At 72.7% G+C, this 14,091-nt stretch carries 19 protein-coding genes and 1 pseudogene; 10 read left to right on the top strand and 10 right to left on the bottom strand.

Annotated features, from left to right (window positions below; all coding sequences use genetic code 11):
• A pseudogene (locus tag IE237_RS05585) lies at positions 1 to 114 on the top strand (ABC transporter permease); the annotation flags it as partial.
• On the opposite strand, the gene IE237_RS05580 reads toward IE237_RS05585, so the two are convergent.
• The 3 genes from IE237_RS05580 to IE237_RS05570 all read right to left on the bottom strand — a co-directional run bounded on the left by IE237_RS05580 (position 72) and on the right by IE237_RS05570 (position 1,688).
• On the bottom strand, positions 72 to 488 hold the full coding sequence (locus IE237_RS05580) for a hypothetical protein (RefSeq protein WP_189800624.1): 417 nt from the start codon (positions 486 to 488) through the stop codon (positions 72 to 74). The pseudogene IE237_RS05585 and the gene IE237_RS05580 sit on opposite strands and share 43 nt — an antisense overlap.
• Positions 489 to 1,218: 730 nt before the next feature.
• Entirely contained in the window at positions 1,219 to 1,431 is a 213-nt protein-coding gene (locus IE237_RS05575; RefSeq protein ID WP_189800623.1) for a hypothetical protein, read from the bottom strand.
• A 20-nt stretch (positions 1,432 to 1,451) separates the two neighbouring features.
• Positions 1,452 to 1,688: a hypothetical protein gene (locus tag IE237_RS05570; protein WP_189800622.1), complete on the bottom strand. Its 237-nt coding sequence runs from the start codon at positions 1,686 to 1,688 to the stop codon at positions 1,452 to 1,454.
• A 109-nt stretch (positions 1,689 to 1,797) separates the two neighbouring features.
• Between IE237_RS05570 and IE237_RS05565 the strand changes: the two genes are divergently transcribed.
• From IE237_RS05565 to IE237_RS05540, 6 genes are all read left to right on the top strand, one after another.
• Complete coding sequence (locus IE237_RS05565; protein WP_189800621.1) at positions 1,798 to 2,619, top strand: helix-turn-helix domain-containing protein; 822 nt, start codon at positions 1,798 to 1,800, stop codon at positions 2,617 to 2,619.
• Positions 2,612 to 2,803 carry a DUF397 domain-containing protein gene (locus tag IE237_RS05560; protein ID WP_189800620.1) on the top strand — a complete coding sequence of 64 codons (192 nt, stop codon included), beginning with the start codon at positions 2,612 to 2,614 and terminating at the stop codon, positions 2,801 to 2,803. The genes IE237_RS05565 and IE237_RS05560 overlap by 8 nt, the downstream gene beginning before the upstream one ends.
• 106 nt (positions 2,804 to 2,909) lie before the next feature.
• Positions 2,910 to 3,194, top strand: coding sequence for a hypothetical protein (locus IE237_RS05555; RefSeq protein ID WP_189800619.1), 285 nt, complete (start codon positions 2,910 to 2,912; stop codon positions 3,192 to 3,194).
• 52 nt (positions 3,195 to 3,246) lie between these two features.
• Positions 3,247 to 3,555 carry a DUF2087 domain-containing protein gene (locus tag IE237_RS05550; protein ID WP_189800618.1) on the top strand — a complete coding sequence of 103 codons (309 nt, stop codon included), beginning with the start codon at positions 3,247 to 3,249 and terminating at the stop codon, positions 3,553 to 3,555.
• Positions 3,552 to 4,181 (top strand): LysE family transporter, encoded by a 630-nt coding sequence (locus IE237_RS05545; RefSeq protein ID WP_189800617.1) that lies wholly within the window; start codon positions 3,552 to 3,554, stop codon positions 4,179 to 4,181. Before IE237_RS05550 ends, IE237_RS05545 begins: the two co-directional genes overlap by 4 nt.
• Before the next feature lie 147 nt (positions 4,182 to 4,328).
• Positions 4,329 to 5,615 carry an amino acid permease gene (locus IE237_RS05540; protein ID WP_189800696.1) on the top strand — a complete coding sequence of 429 codons (1,287 nt, stop codon included), beginning with the start codon at positions 4,329 to 4,331 and terminating at the stop codon, positions 5,613 to 5,615.
• On the opposite strand, the gene IE237_RS05535 is transcribed toward IE237_RS05540, so the two are convergent.
• The 3 genes from IE237_RS05535 to IE237_RS05525 all read right to left on the bottom strand — a co-directional run bounded on the left by IE237_RS05535 (position 5,569) and on the right by IE237_RS05525 (position 8,346).
• The gene (locus tag IE237_RS05535; RefSeq protein WP_189800616.1) at positions 5,569 to 6,249 is read right to left on the bottom strand and encodes a TetR/AcrR family transcriptional regulator; all 681 of its coding nucleotides are present in this window, start codon (positions 6,247 to 6,249) and stop codon (positions 5,569 to 5,571) included. The genes IE237_RS05540 and IE237_RS05535 overlap by 47 nt on opposite strands.
• A gap of 82 nt (positions 6,250 to 6,331) precedes the next feature.
• Entirely contained in the window at positions 6,332 to 7,435 is a 1,104-nt protein-coding gene (locus IE237_RS05530; RefSeq protein ID WP_189800615.1) for an MFS transporter, read from the bottom strand.
• The gene (locus IE237_RS05525; protein WP_189800614.1) at positions 7,432 to 8,346 is read right to left on the bottom strand and encodes a pirin family protein; all 915 of its coding nucleotides are present in this window, start codon (positions 8,344 to 8,346) and stop codon (positions 7,432 to 7,434) included. The genes IE237_RS05530 and IE237_RS05525 overlap by 4 nt, the downstream gene beginning before the upstream one ends.
• A 135-nt stretch (positions 8,347 to 8,481) precedes the next feature.
• Between IE237_RS05525 and IE237_RS05520 the strand changes: the two genes are divergently transcribed.
• Positions 8,482 to 9,090, top strand: coding sequence for an NADPH-dependent FMN reductase (locus tag IE237_RS05520; RefSeq protein WP_189800613.1), 609 nt, complete (start codon positions 8,482 to 8,484; stop codon positions 9,088 to 9,090).
• A complete protein-coding gene (locus tag IE237_RS05515) occupies positions 9,087 to 9,860 on the top strand; it encodes an MBL fold metallo-hydrolase (protein WP_189800612.1) in 774 nt (257 codons plus the stop codon). Before IE237_RS05520 ends, IE237_RS05515 begins: the two co-directional genes overlap by 4 nt.
• A 55-nt stretch (positions 9,861 to 9,915) precedes the next feature.
• Here the strand turns inward: IE237_RS05515 and IE237_RS05510 are convergent, their stop codons facing one another.
• Positions 9,916 to 10,215: a hypothetical protein gene (locus IE237_RS05510; protein ID WP_189800611.1), complete on the bottom strand. Its 300-nt coding sequence runs from the start codon at positions 10,213 to 10,215 to the stop codon at positions 9,916 to 9,918.
• Between the two features lie 26 nt (positions 10,216 to 10,241).
• Complete coding sequence (locus IE237_RS05505; protein WP_189800610.1) at positions 10,242 to 10,406, bottom strand: hypothetical protein; 165 nt, start codon at positions 10,404 to 10,406, stop codon at positions 10,242 to 10,244.
• A 280-nt stretch (positions 10,407 to 10,686) separates the two neighbouring features.
• On the opposite strand from IE237_RS05505, the gene IE237_RS05500 reads away from it, so the two are divergent.
• Positions 10,687 to 12,210 (top strand): chitinase, encoded by a 1,524-nt coding sequence (locus IE237_RS05500; RefSeq protein WP_189800609.1) that lies wholly within the window; start codon positions 10,687 to 10,689, stop codon positions 12,208 to 12,210.
• Between the two features lie 79 nt (positions 12,211 to 12,289).
• Here the strand turns inward: IE237_RS05500 and IE237_RS05495 are convergent, their stop codons facing one another.
• Complete coding sequence (locus tag IE237_RS05495; RefSeq protein WP_189800608.1) at positions 12,290 to 13,246, bottom strand: hypothetical protein; 957 nt, start codon at positions 13,244 to 13,246, stop codon at positions 12,290 to 12,292.
• 72 nt (positions 13,247 to 13,318) lie between these two features.
• On the bottom strand, positions 13,319 to 14,044 hold the full coding sequence (locus IE237_RS05490) for a PIG-L deacetylase family protein (protein WP_189800607.1): 726 nt from the start codon (positions 14,042 to 14,044) through the stop codon (positions 13,319 to 13,321).
• Positions 14,045 to 14,091 lie beyond the last annotated feature (47 nt).

The following is a 14,091-nucleotide window of genomic DNA, read 5'->3' as shown; positions in this document are numbered from 1 at the left end:
CTGCTGGGCACCGAGATCGGCCACAACGGCTGGCTCGCCCTCGGCTGGTGCCTCGCCCTGGCCACCCTCGGCTACTTCTGGTCCAAGGCGGTGTTCAACCGCGACCCGAAGTGACCCGGACGATGAACGAACTCCTGGAAGGCCCGTCGCGACGGCGACGGGCCTTCGTCGTGCGGTACGCAGACGGCGCACATCGTCTCGTCCGCGACGGGGCGGAACAGCGTGGCCTGGGTGTGGTCGCCGGCGCACTCCCGGGTGCCCAGGAGTCGCACGGAGACCGACTCACCGGACACCCGCGGGAGCGGCAGGGTCAGGGACGGCAGCTCGCGGCGGGGTACGTCGCGGAGGAGGTACCGGACGAGGCCGCCGGGCCGGTGCACGGGCGTCCCGGCACCGGGCAGTCCGCGCAGGACGTGCTCGTGCACGTCGCCGGAGGTGTGGCCGGCGTCGAGCCAGCGGGCGGCGAGGCGGGCGAGCTCGTCGCGCATGCCGGGTGGGATGTGCCGGAGGGCGGGGGAGAGGAGAGGCAGCGCGCCGACCAGCGCGCGGGCGTCTTCGAGCCGAGGGGATTCCTCCGCCGTCTCGTCGCCCTTCGAGGGAAGGGGGGGAGGTGTCTCCCCCGGGGTCTTTCTTTGGATGACCGTCGGCCGACGGGGTCGTCGGCCGACCGGCGGCCGGTTTCCGGGGACTCGGTGCGACCTGCGAGGACGGCACGGGCTCCCGTGCGAGGAGCTTGGCGGCCTGGGCGGCGGTCAACGGGGAGCCGGACACGAGCTGTTGGGTGACCCACCGTCCTCCGTCGACCTGCACCCGCCGCTCGTGCACGAAGCCTTCGTCCTTGAGCTGCCGCTTGGCCCGCCCGAAGGCGGTTGCCCCGATCCGGGCACGTTCGGCGGTGCGGGAAAGACAGTCGCGGGCGCCTTGGGGGAGGGAGAGCTGCCAGGTCAGAAGCCGAACGGCGTCGGAGGAGAGCCGGGGATGCCGAATGATGTCGTGCGAGAACTGGGTGAAGCCGCGCGAGGGCGCGTTAAAGTGCCGGTAGATCACGGTGGAACTAGTGCCTTCCACGAGTGGTTCAGGCCCTCGCCGATGGTTGGAGCCATCGACGGGGGCCGTTTTGCGCGAACGTACCGCCCACACCACGTCCAGACCGACACACCGGACGAGTAACCCCCGTACGAGTGACGCTCGATGCGGCGCTTCTGTGCGCGATCGCCGCTACGGGGCGGAGGAGGGCCGTCCGGGTGACGGCGACGTGCTGATGATGCGGACGGCTCCGCGAGGGGTCAGGCTCTCGCGCTCCGTCGGACTCGCCGTCCAGCACTGGTCGGCCGCCGCCTCCCACAGGTAGCCGCTGGGTCGGACCAGGGTCAGCACGTTCCCGTGCACGTCCCGGACCTGCCCGGTGAGGGCCCGCTGCGCGTCGGTCACGACGTCGCCGACCCGGTACCTCACGGGGCGGGCCGGGCGGCACGCAGGAGTGCGGTGAGTCGCTTGGCGCCGGTCAGGCTGACGACCCCGAGCCCGTACCGGTGGACGTCACCGCCGGGCCCGCGCGTCACGTCGCGGTAGAGCCCGTTCGTCGGGAGCCCGACGCTGTCCATGGCGGCCTTCAGGTCCACGTACACCTGGGCGGCCTCGGGCTCTGAGACGGGGCGGACGGGGGGATCGTTCGTGGTCGTACGCATGGAGGGCTCTCTTTCTGATGGATCTCCTCCGGAACGACTCCACGATGACGTGACCGGACCTACGCTCACCAGGAGTTGAGTTCCATGGCGCAGGTGAGGAACGAGGCATATGCCAGGAGCGAAGGACCTGGACCCCGGGGACAGCATCGAGCAGTACCTCGGGAACAGGGTGCGCGAGGCGCGGTTGGCGCTGGGGCGCGAGTGGACCCAGGCGTACCTGGCGGCGAAGGTCTTCAGCAGCGGCAGCCGGATCTCCGAGATCGAGCGTGGCGAAGACCCGCCGGACCGGGACCTGGCGAAGAAGCTGGAGATCGTGCTGCGGCTCCCACCCGGATCGCTCGTGGACCTCGTGAAGATCCTGACCGACCAGAACGTCCGTGACTACGCGAAGACGTACATGAGGCGGCAGCTCGAAGCCACGGCCATACACGAGTTCTCGATCGTCGTTCCGGGTCTGCTCCAGACCGCCGGCTACGCCCGAGCGGCGATGGAGGCGGGCCTCGCGGGCGACTCGGCGCAGATCGGCAGCTTCGTGGGCAGGCGACTGGAGCGTCAGGCCGTGCTCGACCAGGCCGATCCGCCCTGGATGATGATCGTTCTCGACGAGGCCTGCCTGCGCCGGGACATGGGAGGCGGCCAGGTGATGCGGGAGCAGGTCGAGCACCTGCTCGCCATGAGTGAGCGCCCCAACGTGAACGTCCAGGTGCTCCCCATGAAGGGAGCACCCGTGGCTGGTTCCCTCGCCCTGCTGACGCTCCCCAAGGGGGAACGCGGGGCGTACACGGAGGGGTTCAGCACGGGCAACTACACAGAAGAACCGGCAGAGGTCATGCGATTCCAGCGTGTCTATGATCTGCTGCAGCAGGGTGCGTTGGGCGTCCGGGCGTCCCTGGAACTGATGCGCGCGATCGCGAAGGAACACCATGACTGAGACCTCGCCGAACTGGCACAAGAGCACGTACAGCGGCAACGACAACGACGCCTGCATCGAGGTCGCCGACAACCTCCCCCGTGTCCTCGTCCGGGACACCAAGGACCACGCCAAGGGCGAGCTGACGGCCACCCCCGCCGCCTGGGCCGCCTTCACCGCGTTCGCGCGAGCGCACGCGGTCTGACGCCGCCGGTCGAAGTCTCGCCCGAACGGGTCCCGTCGCCGTGCGGGGCCCCGGGGCGGCTGGTCTGCTGGTCGGGATCCCTCCCCGGACGTACAGGAGCAGGACCATGCGCAAGGGCGTCGTCGTCACCATCGAGATCCCCGGCGGGACCCAGGAGCAGTACGAGGAGACCACGCGGCTGATCCAGGGTGCCGAGTGGTTCCCGCCGCAGGGGTTCATCGCGCACGCGTCCGGGCCGGACGGGAGCGGCGGGTGGCGGATCACGGACTTCTTCGACTCGGAGGAGAACTTCCTCGCCTTCGTGGAGAAGGCCCGGCCGTTGTTCGAGCAGTCCGGGATGCCGCCGGTCATGCCGAACTTCCAGCCGGCCGTGAACGTCATCACGGGCTGAGCGCGCTGAAAACCCTTTGCGGGGCGGGGGAGCGGGACGCCAGTCTCTCGGCATGACCAGTCATCCCTCCCGCCCCGTCGCGGACCTGTTCTCCGCGGACGGGCGCCTGAAGGCGATCCCGCGCAGGCCCGCCCGCCGCGAGGCGCTGCTCGCGCACCTGGCCGTGACCCTCTTCGAGGCGGACCGGACCTACCGTGAGCCCGAGGTCAACGAGGCCCTGCGCGCGGTGCACGAGGACTTTCCGGCGCTCCGCCGCCACCTCGTGACCGGCGGCTTCCTCTCCCGTACGAAGGACGGCGCGGACTACCGACGACAGCAGCGGCCCGGTTCCCCCGGAGGCACGATCCCCGCCGCCGCGTGACGGCCGCGGTGGTGGCCGGCCTGCTGGCCGGCTACGGCATCGCGATCCCGGTCGGCGCCGTCGGCGCCTACCTCGTGGCCGTCACGGCCCGCGCCGGCTGGCGCACGGGCGCCGGCGCGGCCCTGGGTGTCGCCACGGCCGACGGGGTCTACGCCCTGGTCGCCGTCGCCGGGGGTTCCGCGCTCGTTCCCGTCCTGGCTCCCGTGATGACCCCCCTGCGGTGGGCCTCCGCCGTCGTGCTCGCGGTGCTCGCGGTACGGGCCGGCTGGACGGCGCTCGCCGCGTACCGTGCGGGCGGACTGGCCTCCCGCGACGACGGGGTGGCCCTCACTCCCGCCCGCGCGTACCTCGCCTTCCTGGGGATCACGATCCTCAACCCCATGACGGTGATCTACTTCGCGGCGCTCGTCCTCGCCACGGGCCCCTCCGCCCCCGCGACCCTCACCGACCGCACCGCCTTCGTCCTCGCCGCCCTGCTCGCCTCGGCCAGTTGGCAGCTCCTCCTCGCCCTGGGCGGCACGCTCCTCGGCCGCACCCTGACGAGCGCCAGGGGAAGACTCGGCACGGCGCTCGCGTCGAGCACGCTGATCGTCGTCCTCGCGGTGCGACTCGTCGCGGGCGGCTGACGCGCGTCTCGGGACGTCTCAGCGAGCGGGATCGGGTTGCCCTCCGGTGGGATCAGGCGTCAGGCTCCTGCGCTGGTCGTCTGAAACTCGGGGGGAATCGTGACGGGGCTGGTGCTCGGGGCGGGGCTGCGGCAGCGGCATCTGGCCATGATCGCGTTGGGCGGGGCCATCGGGGCCGGGCTGTTCGTCGGGTCGGGGGTCGGGATCGCGGCCGCCGGGCCCGGGATCCTCGTGGCGTACGCGCTGGCCGGAGTGCTGACGGTGCTCGTGATGCGGATGCTCGGGGAGATGTCGGCCGCGCGGCCGGTGACCGGGTCCTTCGCCGAGCACGCGCGGCGGGCGTTCGGGCCGTGGGCCGGGCTGCTGGCCGGGTGGATGTACTGGGCGCTGCTCGTCGTGAGCGTCGCCGCCGAGGCCGTCGCGGCGGCGCACATCGCCGGGGGCTGGGTGCCCGCCGTGCCCGGCTGGGCGTGGGTGGCCGTCTTCATGAGCGTGTTCACCGTGAGCAACCTCGCCGGGGTACGGAACTTCGGCGAGCTGGAGTTCTGGTTCGCCGGGCTGAAGATCGCCGCGATCGCGGGGTTCCTGCTGCTCGGGGTGGTCGTCCTCGCCGGGCTGCTGCCCGGTTCGCCCTCACCCGGGGCCGGGCACCTCCTGCACGACGGCGGCTTCCTCCCGCACGGCTGGCACGGCGTCGCCGTCGGCGTCGTCGCGGCCGTCTTCGCCTTCGGCGGTCTGGAGACTGTGACGATCGCCGCCGCCGAGTGCGAGGACCCGGTCCGCGCCGTGCGGGCGGGCGTCCGGGCCGTGATGTGGCGGGTCGCGGTCTGCTACCTCGGCTCCATGGCCGTCATCGTCACCCTCGTCCCGTGGAACGCCCCGGGCGTGGCCGACGGGCCCTACGCCGCCGTGATGGACCGGATCGGCGTGCCCGGTGCCGCCGACCTGATGAAGGCCGTCGTCCTCGTGGCCCTCCTGTCCGCCATGAACGCCAACATCTACGGCTCCTCCCGGATGCTGTACGCCCTCGTCGGGCGGGGCGACGCGCCCCGCGTCCTCGGCCGGCTGGGACGGTCGGGCGTCCCGTACGCCGCCGTCCTCGCCTCCGCCGCGTTCGGGTTCGTCTCCGTCGTGCTCAGCATGGTCTGGCCGCGCACGGTCTTCCCGTTCCTGCTCCACTCGATCGGCGCCGCGATCCTGATCGTCTGGGCGCTGATCGCCGCCTCCCACCTGCGCCTGGGCGGACCCTCCGTTCGGGCCGTCGTCGCCCTCGCCGGGATCGGTGCCGTCCTGGCGTTCATGCTCGGCGACGCCGACAGTCGCACCCAGCTCCTCACCACCGGGGGCTGGGCCCTCGCCCTGCTGGTCCTCGCGTGGGTCCGGAGCCTCAGGAACGCGCGTACCGGGCGAGGAACAGATCCACTCCCGAGCTGATCACCCGCGTCAGCTCCGCGTCGTCGATCTCGGCGTCGGGGGAGAAGGTGCGGACGAGCTGCGGCACGCCCACCGTCGCCGCCACCAGCTGCTGCACGGCGAGGACCGGGTCGGGCGCGTCGAGGGCGCCGCGCGCGTTCAGCTCGGTGAAGGCCTCGATCAGCGGGCCGTTGTTCATGTCGTAGCTGACCCGGTACCAGAGCTGGCCGAGCTGCGGGAAGCGGTCGATCTCGCCGATGACCAGGCGGCGCAGCGACATGATGTCGGGGCGCAGCAGGATCCGGGCCCAGTCGGTGGTGAGCCGGACGAGCGCGGCCCGCAGGTCGGGGGCGTCGGCGATCGTGGAGTTGGAGGGCTCAAGGTCGGCGTAGGTCTTCGGCAGGACGCCGCCGATGACGGCGAGGAAGAGGCGCTCCTTGCTGCCGAAGTGCTTGTAGATCGTCGCCTTCGAGACGCCGGAACCGCGGGTGATGGCGTCCATGGAGGCCGCCGAGTACCCCTCCGCGAGGAACTCGGAGAGGGCCGCGTCGATGATCGCCTGGCGCTTGCGCGAGGCGGCGTCGGCGGGGTCCGGGATGATCGGGATGCCGTACTCGTCGATGGCGTCGGCCTGGGTGTCGGCTCCGGCTCCCATGAGCGGTCCTTCGGTTCGGTGGTGGCGAGGGGTCTCACGGCGAGGGCTCTCACGGCGAGGGGCCTCACGACGAGAGCCCTCACTATATGAACTGAACGGTTTGGTCTGCAAAGGCCGCGAGGGCGGGACCGGCCGCGACACCGATCAGGAACGCCAGGTTGAACAGGCCGATCGCGAGCCCGTGCCGGGCCTCCGGCAGCCCCCCGGTCGCCGCGCCCGTGAGCAGCCCCTGACCGCCGGCCGTGACGAGCGCGCTGGTCCCCGAGCCGAGCAGGACGGCCGCCGGCCAGGGCGCGGTCACGGCGAGCACGAGCGCCACGGCCGAACCGAGCGCGAGGACCACCCGCAGCCGGGCGGGGCCGAGCGCCGGGGCCGCGCGGACCAGCTGCCAGGACAGCAGCGCCCCGGTGAGCGCGGCGACGGACGCGACGGCGCCGGTCTCCACCGCGCCCCAGCCGGTGAGCGCGGCGACGCGGCGCGGAGCGGCGTACAGCAGGGCGAAGTTGACGGTCGAGAGCGCCAGCATGAGCGCGGCGGCGGCGAGGAAGCGGCGGTCGCGGAGGATGTCGAGGGGGAGGGCCGCGGAGGTACGGGGGGTGTCGTCGGTCCGTGCCGGCTCCCCGCCCGCCAGGCGGAGCGCGGGGCGCAGGGGGAGCAGGCCGAGGAGCGGGAGGACCAGGGCGCCGCGCCAGCCGAACACCCCGGCCACCGCCGCCCCCGCGAACAGGCCCGCGGTGCCCCCCGCCGCGCTGCCGATCGCGACCAGGCCCGGGGTCCGGCCCGAGGGGTCGCGGCCCGCGAGCTGGAAGGCGGCGACGTTCAGGCCCGCCGCTCCGGCCGCCTCCAGGGCCCGCCCGCCGATCGCCAGGGGCAGGTTCGGGGCGAGGAGCACGAGGAGGGAGCCGAGGGCCACGAGGGCGGCGGCGGCCCTGAGGACACCGGCGGCGCCGTGCCGCCGTCCGGCGGTGGCCGAGAGGAGCGGGGTGCCGATCGCCATCCCGAGTCCGAACGCCGTCATCAGCCAGGCGGCCGCCGCCGGGGTGACGGCCAGGGCGCGCGCGGCCTCCGGCAGCGCGAGGCTCGGCCCCGACACGCCCATGGCGGCGGGCGCGGCGAGGGCGGCGAGCAGGAGGCCGCTCCGGGGGGCGGTCTCCTTGGCCTCCGGGGGCGTCGACAGCGCCGTCATACCGGCATCCGGCCCATCAGGCCCTGCCGGAAGTCCCGTTCCGCCCGGCGGAGTTCGTCGGGCGTGTTCATCACGAAGGGCCCGCTGCGGGCGACCGGTTCGCCGATCGGTTCGCCGGTCAGGACGAGGACCTCGGTGACGGCGCCGGGGGCCCCGGCGGCGGCAGGTGCCCCGGTGGCCGACGGGGCCTCGACCGTGAACCGTTCCCCGTCCCGGGCGAGGACCGCGAGGTGGCCGTCGGGGAGGTGCTCGCCGGAGACGGTGGCCTCGCCCCGCATCACGTACACCATCGGGTTGTGCCCGGCGGGGACGGTGAACTCGGCGCGGGTGCCGGGCGCGAGCCGACCGTGGGCGACGAGGACCGGCGTACGGGTCTCGAAGGGGCCGGTCACGCCGTGGCTGGTCCCGGCGAGGACGGTCAGTTCGGCGCCCTCCGGGGTGACGGCCACGGGGAGGTCGGCCGGCTCGGCGTTCTGGCTCCGCGGCGGGACGCCCTTGAGGCGGGCGGGGAGGTTCAGCCAGATCTGGAGCATGTGCTGCCGTCCGCCCGAGGCGAGGAACTCCGGGGTGGGCAGGGCCTCGTGGACGATCCCGGAGCCGGCGGTGAGCCACTGGGCGCCGCCGGCGCGGACGACGGCGCGGTGGCCGCGCGAGTCGGCGTTCGCGATGTCGCCGTCGAGGACGTACTGGATGGTCTCGAAGCCCCGGTGCGGGTGCGGGGGCGCGCCCTTCGCCTCGCCCGGCGCGAGCTCGACCGGTCCGACCTGGTCAATCATCAGGAAGGGGTCGACGAAGGGGAGTTCCTCGGTCGGGAAGGGGCGGCGTACGGGGAATCCGGCGCCTTCGTAGGTGTGGAAGGGGCGGGCGACGCGGGCGACGGTCCGCCCTGCGGTGAGCGCGTGAGTGGCCATGCCCTCGAATGAACTACACCATTCAGTTCACTGTCAAGACTGAACTGTTTGGTTGACAGACTGAACCGATCGGTTTAGCTTCAGGACCGTCGAGTCCGGCACCCGCCGGCTCACCCGACGAACTGGGGGGTTCCCATGACCGCGTCCACGATCCTCGCCATCTCCGGCTCGCTCCGCGCCGCCTCGCACAACACCCGACTGCTGCACGCCGCCCGGAAGTTCAACCCCGGCGGCCAGGAGATCGAGATCTACGAGGACCTGCGCGAGATCCCGCCGTACGAGCAGGACCTCGACACCCCCGAGCTGCGCCCGGCCGTCGTGAACGAGCTGCGCCGCCGGGTCATGGAGGCGGACGGACTGCTCATCGCCACACCGGAGTTCAACTACTCCGTCCCCGGTGTCCTCAAGAACGCGCTCGACTGGCTGTCCACCGACTGGACGAGGACCGAGGGCCTCCCGCTGCACCGCAAGCCCACCGCGATCCTCGGCGCCGCGCCCACCAACTTCGGCACGGTCCGGGCGCAGCTCGCCCTCCGTCAGGTCTTCGTCTGGACCGACAGCGACGTCGTCGTGAAGCCCGAGGTCCACGTCTTCCGCTCGCACGAGCGCTTCGACGCCGACGGCAACCTCACGGACGAGCTCACCATCGAGCTCCTCCAGGGCCTCCTGGCCTCCCTCCAGGCCAAGATCGACGCCTCGAAGGCCGGCGCCTCGGAGACGGGCGCTTCGAAGGCCTGCGCGTGAGCGCGCCCGTCGAGACCGTCACCGCCACCTACCTCGGCACGGCGACCGTCCTCCTGCGCATCGGCGACCTCACCGTCCTCACTGACCCCGCACTGGACCCGGCCCCCGCCGACTACCCGGGCGCCCGCCCGCTCCACCGCACCGCGGGCCCCGCGCTGACCGCGGCCGAACTCCCGCCCGTCGACCTGGTCCTGCTCTCGCACGACCAGCACGCCGACAACCTCGACCGGACCGGCCGCGAGGTCCTCGCCCGCGCGGGAGCGGTCCTCACCACCCCGGAGGCCGCCGCACGCCTCGGCGGCCGGGCGGAGGGGCTCGCGCCCTGGGAGAGCCGGAGGATCACCGCCGGGGCCACGGCCGTCACGGTCACGGCCACCCCCGCCCGGCACGGCCCGGAGGGCACCGAGCACGTGACGGGCCCGGTCACCGGCTTCGTCGTCGCGTACGAGGGCGGCACGCTCTACGTCTCGGGCGACACCGTCCGCCACGACGCCCTCACGGAGATCGCCGCCCGCTTCCGTATCGGCACGGCCTTCCTCCACCTCGGCGACGCGCACTTCCCGTCCACCGGCGACCGCGCCTTCTCGATGAGCGCCGGGGAGGGCGCGGCCCTCGCCCGCACCCTGGGCGCCCGCACGGTGGTCCCGCTCCACTTCGACTCCTGGACCCACCTCGCGGAGGACCCGGCCCGCATCACGGAGGCCTTCGGGGCCCCGGACCTGGAGGACCGTCTCCGATGGCTCCGCCCGGGGGTGCCCGAGACCCTCTGACCAGCCCGCGCCCGACACGCGCCCGACACGCGCTCGGCTCGCGCCCCGGTGCGCGTCAGCGGGTCCGGCGGGCGCTCGTCACCGCGACCGTCCCCGCCACCGCGAGCACCGCGCCCGCCGCGAGGACGCCCCGGTGGGAGCGCCAGGAGAGGACCGACCAGCTGGACCGGGCGGACAGGAGGGAGCCGAGGCTGGCCCAGGAGCCGACGGAGGCGACCGAGAGGGCGGAGCCGACCGAGCCGACGGAGAGGAACGAGCCGACCGAGCCGATCGAGAGGGTCGATCCGACCGAGCCGACGGACAGGAACGAGTCCCGCGACCAGAGCGACAGGGACGAGCGCGAGTGACGGGTCATGCGGCGATCCTAGGCAGCGGAACCGGCTAGCCCGCGCAGGCCGGGAGGAACTCCAGGCCCTCCGGTGTGCCGAAGCGGAGCACCGCCAGATAGGCCTCGGGGTAGTCGCAGCCGAGATCCGTCCACTGGAGCGCGAAGACGGTCCAGACGACGAGGACGGCCAGGAGGAACCAGCGCCAGCCTTTTGACATGTACGCCAGGTACCCGGGCGGTCGGCGGAGGAACCGCTTCCGAGCGCGGAGGCCGTGAGGCTGGGCTCGCTGGACCAATCCGGCGGCCCGCGCGCATCGCTCCAGCACGCGCCCGCGCCGGCTGGATGTACCACGCAACGAAGCGCGAAATTGGTCTAGTCCAAGTTTGGTCCAGGTCATTGACGTGCCCATGGCCGCGGGGTTACTCCGTATCGCAACAGTCGTGCGCGACAAGGACGTTGACGCACCCCCACACCCCCCCCACAGTCATTGGATTGCCATGAGACGACGCGTACGTTCGCTCCGCTCGGCCCTCACCGCCGCCGTGACCGCCGTGGCCGCCCTCGGCCTCGCCACCGTCGCCACCGCCCCCGCCCAGGCGGCCACCCCGCTCCCCGCCCGGGTCTTCGCCCCCTACTTCGAGTCCTGGACCGGGGAGAGCCCCGCCGCCCTCAGCGCGCAGTCGGGCGCCAAGCACCTCACGATGGCGTTCCTCCAGACCGCCGCCAAGGGATCCTGCACCGCCTACTGGAACGGCGACACCGGTCTGCCCGTCGCCGCGTCCTCCTTCGGCGCCGACATCGCGACCATGCGCTCCCGCGGCGGCGACGTCATCCCCTCCTTCGGCGGCTACACGGCCGACACCACCGGCACCGAGATCGCCGACAGCTGCACCGACGTCAACCAGATCGCCGCCGTGTACGAGAAGGTCATCACGACCTACGACGTCACCCGGCTCGACATGGACATCGAGGTCGACTCCCTCGACAACACCGCCGGCATCGACCGCCGCAACAAGGCCATCAAGGTCGTCCAGGACTGGGCCGCCGCCAACGGCCGCCAGATCCAGATCTCGTACACCCTGCCGACGACCACCCACGGCCTCGCCGCCAGCGGGCTCGCGGTCCTCAAGAACGCCGTGACCAACGGCGCGCGCGTCGACGTCGTCAACATGATGACCTTCGACTACTACGACAACGCCGCCCACGACATGGCCGCGGACACCAAGACCGCCGCCCAGGGCCTCTACGACCAGCTCGCCAAGCTCTACCCCACCAAGACGTCCGCCCAGCTCTGGGGCATGGTCGGCATCACCGAGATGATCGGCGTCGACGACTTCGGCCCCGCCGAGACCTTCACCCTCGCCAACGCCCGCACGGTCTACGACTGGGCGGTCTCCAAGGGCATCAACACCCTCTCGTTCTGGGCACTCCAGCGTGACAACGGCGGCTGCGCCGGCGGCGCAGCCGCCGACAACTGCTCGGGCATCCAGCAGAACACCTGGGACTTCTCGCACATCTTCGCCCCCTTCACCAGCGGGACCACGACCCCGGCCGACGACTTCTCGGTGACCACCACCCCGGCCGCCGCCACCGTCACCGCCGGTGCGTCCACCTCCGCCACGGTGAAGACCGCCGTCACCGCCGGCACGGCACAGACGGTGAACCTCACGGTCGGCGGACTGCCCGCCGGCGTCACCGCCACGCTCAGCCCCGCCTCGGTGACGGCCGGAGGCTCCTCGACCCTCACCGTGAACACCACGGCGGCCACGGTCTCCGGCACCTACCAGCTCGTGGTGAACGGAGCGAGCCCGTCGGCCGGACACGCGGCGGTCCTCTCCCTGACCGTCACCGGCGGCGCCACGCAGTGCACGGCGGCCCCGTGGGTGTCCTCCAGCGTGTACACCGGCGGCCAGCAGGTCTCGCACAAGGGCCACACCTGGAAGGCCAAGTGGTGGACGACCGGCGAGGAGCCCGGCACCACCGGCGAGTGGGGCGTCTGGCAGGACCTCGGCGCCTGCTGAACCCCGCCCGACAGCCCACTGGGGCCCGCCACGAGGCGGGCCCCAGTGGGCTGTCCCGGCCCGATCGGCGAGACGCTCTCTAGCGCCTCCAGCCGAAGCGGTCCCTGATCTCGTCCTGCCTGCGCTTCTGCTCCTCGGCGGCGGCCTTGATCGCACCGGTGAGCGGACCGGTCAGGTGGTCGGCGAGGGCGAGCGAGGCGAGCACGAGGTCGTCGAGGAGCGGGCGGATGCCGGCGGCCAGGGAGGCGCCGACGGCGCCGCTCGCGCCGAGTTCGGTCACGGCGAGGACGGCCTGGGCGAGGGGCTGCGAGGTGGTGTCACGGATGTGGTCGGCGATCTTCCCGAGCCGTTTGGCCGCGTGCGTGTGCTCGTCGTCGTCGTGGATCAGATCACCCCACCAGGAGCCGCCGGCGGAGGCCAGGTGCATCCTGTCGGCGCCCTGCCCGCCGGTGCCGTCGCCCTGCCGGCCGGTGCCACCGCCGGTCCCCTCGGGCAGTCCGGCGATGGACTTGAGGGATCCGACGGCGCTGTCGTTCCGTACGCGCTTCAGGCGCTCCTCGCCGTGGGTGGTCGCCGAGGTCACCTCGGCCTGGAACCGGGGCCTGACCTTCTCCGCCTCCGCCGCCTCCGCCTGGGTGAGCGCGGTGTCGGTCGTCGGCATCATGGCGTCCGAGAGGCGGGAGACCGACGACCGCAGGTTGTGGACGAGGTCGAGAACGGCGTTCTTCGCCCCGGAGACGATGTCGCCGCACCCGTCCATGCCGTCGGCGATGGTCCCGGCCGCCGAGGACACCTGCGAGAACTGGGCCGCCAGGCCCTCCCAGTGCTCCGCGAGCGCCTTGTTCGCCTCGCCCTGCCCGCTGGACACGAGTCGCTCGACCGCCTTGGCCGCGTCCGCCCGGTCGTCCGCGAACTTCGCACCGAAGGGGCGGAGGCGGTCGGCGGCCGCGTGGGCGTCGTCCTCGTTCGCCTCCACCCAGGGCAGGGCGTGCTGGTCCATCAGACCCTTGTCCGCATCCGACCTCTCGACCGCCATGGCGTGAACTCCCCCCCAGAATCACGTGCGTTGGTCCGTCACGGTCTCACGCGTCCCGAGAGGCGACAAGACTCAGTCGATGTGCACGATCTGGAAGGCCTCCGCCATCCGGCCCGGGGGCAGTCCGCCGGCCGTCGCGTGCTCGCCGAGCCAGTCGCGCAGGAGGCCGGCCAGGTCGTCGAAGTGGGCCGTCTGCGAGGTGTGGATGCGCAGGGCCTCGACCTTGCGGTCGAAGACGGAGGTGACGTCGACGTACTGGTTCGGGGTGGGCCCGGTCATCAGCCACAGCTCGTGGACGGTCCACGGCTCCAGGCCCTCCTCCTTGAGGAGTTCCGCGTGGGCGAAGGGGTTGCGGGCCTCGGGGTAGACGGCGCGCAGAGACGCGTCACCGACCGCGCGGTGGTCGGGGTGGAGGTCGGCGACGCGCGCCCAGTTGATCTCGGGGGACGGGATGATGGCGCGCTGCGGCCGTACTTCGCGGATGACCCGGCACAGATCGCGGCGGAGCTCCACGGAGGCCTCCACGAAGCTGTCGGGGTAGCCGAGGAAGCGCACGTCGGCGACGCCGCTGAGCTTGGCGGAGTGGACCTGCTCGGCGCGGCGCAGGTCCGCCATGGCCTGGCGGGGGAGCGCTTCGTCGTAACCGCCCGCGCCGCCGTCCGTGACGATGCAGTACGTGACGCGGGTGCCGCGCTCGATCCACTGCATGACGGTGCCGCTCACGCAGAACTCGATGTCGTCCGGGTGTGCGGCCACGACCAGCAGGGACTCGGGGGTGGTCCGGTTGAAGTCCTCCATGGGGTCAGCCTGTTGGGGTGGCGGGGGCGTCGCAAGGCCAAGCCGTG

It is taken from the genome of Streptomyces tanashiensis, from assembly GCF_014648895.1.
GTDB lineage: Bacteria > Actinomycetota > Actinomycetes > Streptomycetales > Streptomycetaceae > Streptomyces > Streptomyces tanashiensis.
The sequence above is the reverse complement of the archived record's forward strand: the minus strand, read 5'-3'. Positions and strand labels throughout refer to the sequence as shown.

Coding starts and splice junctions, on each gene's coding strand:
- IE237_RS05495 (WP_189800608.1), bottom strand. CDS start 13,246: ATGGCGGTCGAGAGGTCGGATGCGGACAAGGGTCTGATGGACCAGCAC.
- IE237_RS05570 (WP_189800622.1), bottom strand. CDS start 1,688: ATGCGTACGACCACGAACGATCCCCCCGTCCGCCCCGTCTCAGAGCCC.
- IE237_RS05535 (WP_189800616.1), bottom strand. CDS start 6,249: ATGGGAGCCGGAGCCGACACCCAGGCCGACGCCATCGACGAGTACGGC.
- IE237_RS05510 (WP_189800611.1), bottom strand. CDS start 10,215: ATGACCCGTCACTCGCGCTCGTCCCTGTCGCTCTGGTCGCGGGACTCG.
- IE237_RS05500 (WP_189800609.1), top strand. CDS start 10,687: ATGAGACGACGCGTACGTTCGCTCCGCTCGGCCCTCACCGCCGCCGTG.
- IE237_RS05525 (WP_189800614.1), bottom strand. CDS start 8,346: ATGGCCACTCACGCGCTCACCGCAGGGCGGACCGTCGCCCGCGTCGCC.
- IE237_RS05560 (WP_189800620.1), top strand. CDS start 2,612: ATGACTGAGACCTCGCCGAACTGGCACAAGAGCACGTACAGCGGCAAC.
- IE237_RS05565 (WP_189800621.1), top strand. CDS start 1,798: ATGCCAGGAGCGAAGGACCTGGACCCCGGGGACAGCATCGAGCAGTAC.
- IE237_RS05490 (WP_189800607.1), bottom strand. CDS start 14,044: ATGGAGGACTTCAACCGGACCACCCCCGAGTCCCTGCTGGTCGTGGCC.
- IE237_RS05505 (WP_189800610.1), bottom strand. CDS start 10,406: ATGTCAAAAGGCTGGCGCTGGTTCCTCCTGGCCGTCCTCGTCGTCTGG.
- IE237_RS05555 (WP_189800619.1), top strand. CDS start 2,910: ATGCGCAAGGGCGTCGTCGTCACCATCGAGATCCCCGGCGGGACCCAG.
- IE237_RS05520 (WP_189800613.1), top strand. CDS start 8,482: ATGACCGCGTCCACGATCCTCGCCATCTCCGGCTCGCTCCGCGCCGCC.
- IE237_RS05530 (WP_189800615.1), bottom strand. CDS start 7,435: ATGACGGCGCTGTCGACGCCCCCGGAGGCCAAGGAGACCGCCCCCCGG.
- IE237_RS05580 (WP_189800624.1), bottom strand. CDS start 488: ATGCGCGACGAGCTCGCCCGCCTCGCCGCCCGCTGGCTCGACGCCGGC.
- IE237_RS05550 (WP_189800618.1), top strand. CDS start 3,247: ATGACCAGTCATCCCTCCCGCCCCGTCGCGGACCTGTTCTCCGCGGAC.
- IE237_RS05540 (WP_189800696.1), top strand. CDS start 4,329: ATGATCGCGTTGGGCGGGGCCATCGGGGCCGGGCTGTTCGTCGGGTCG.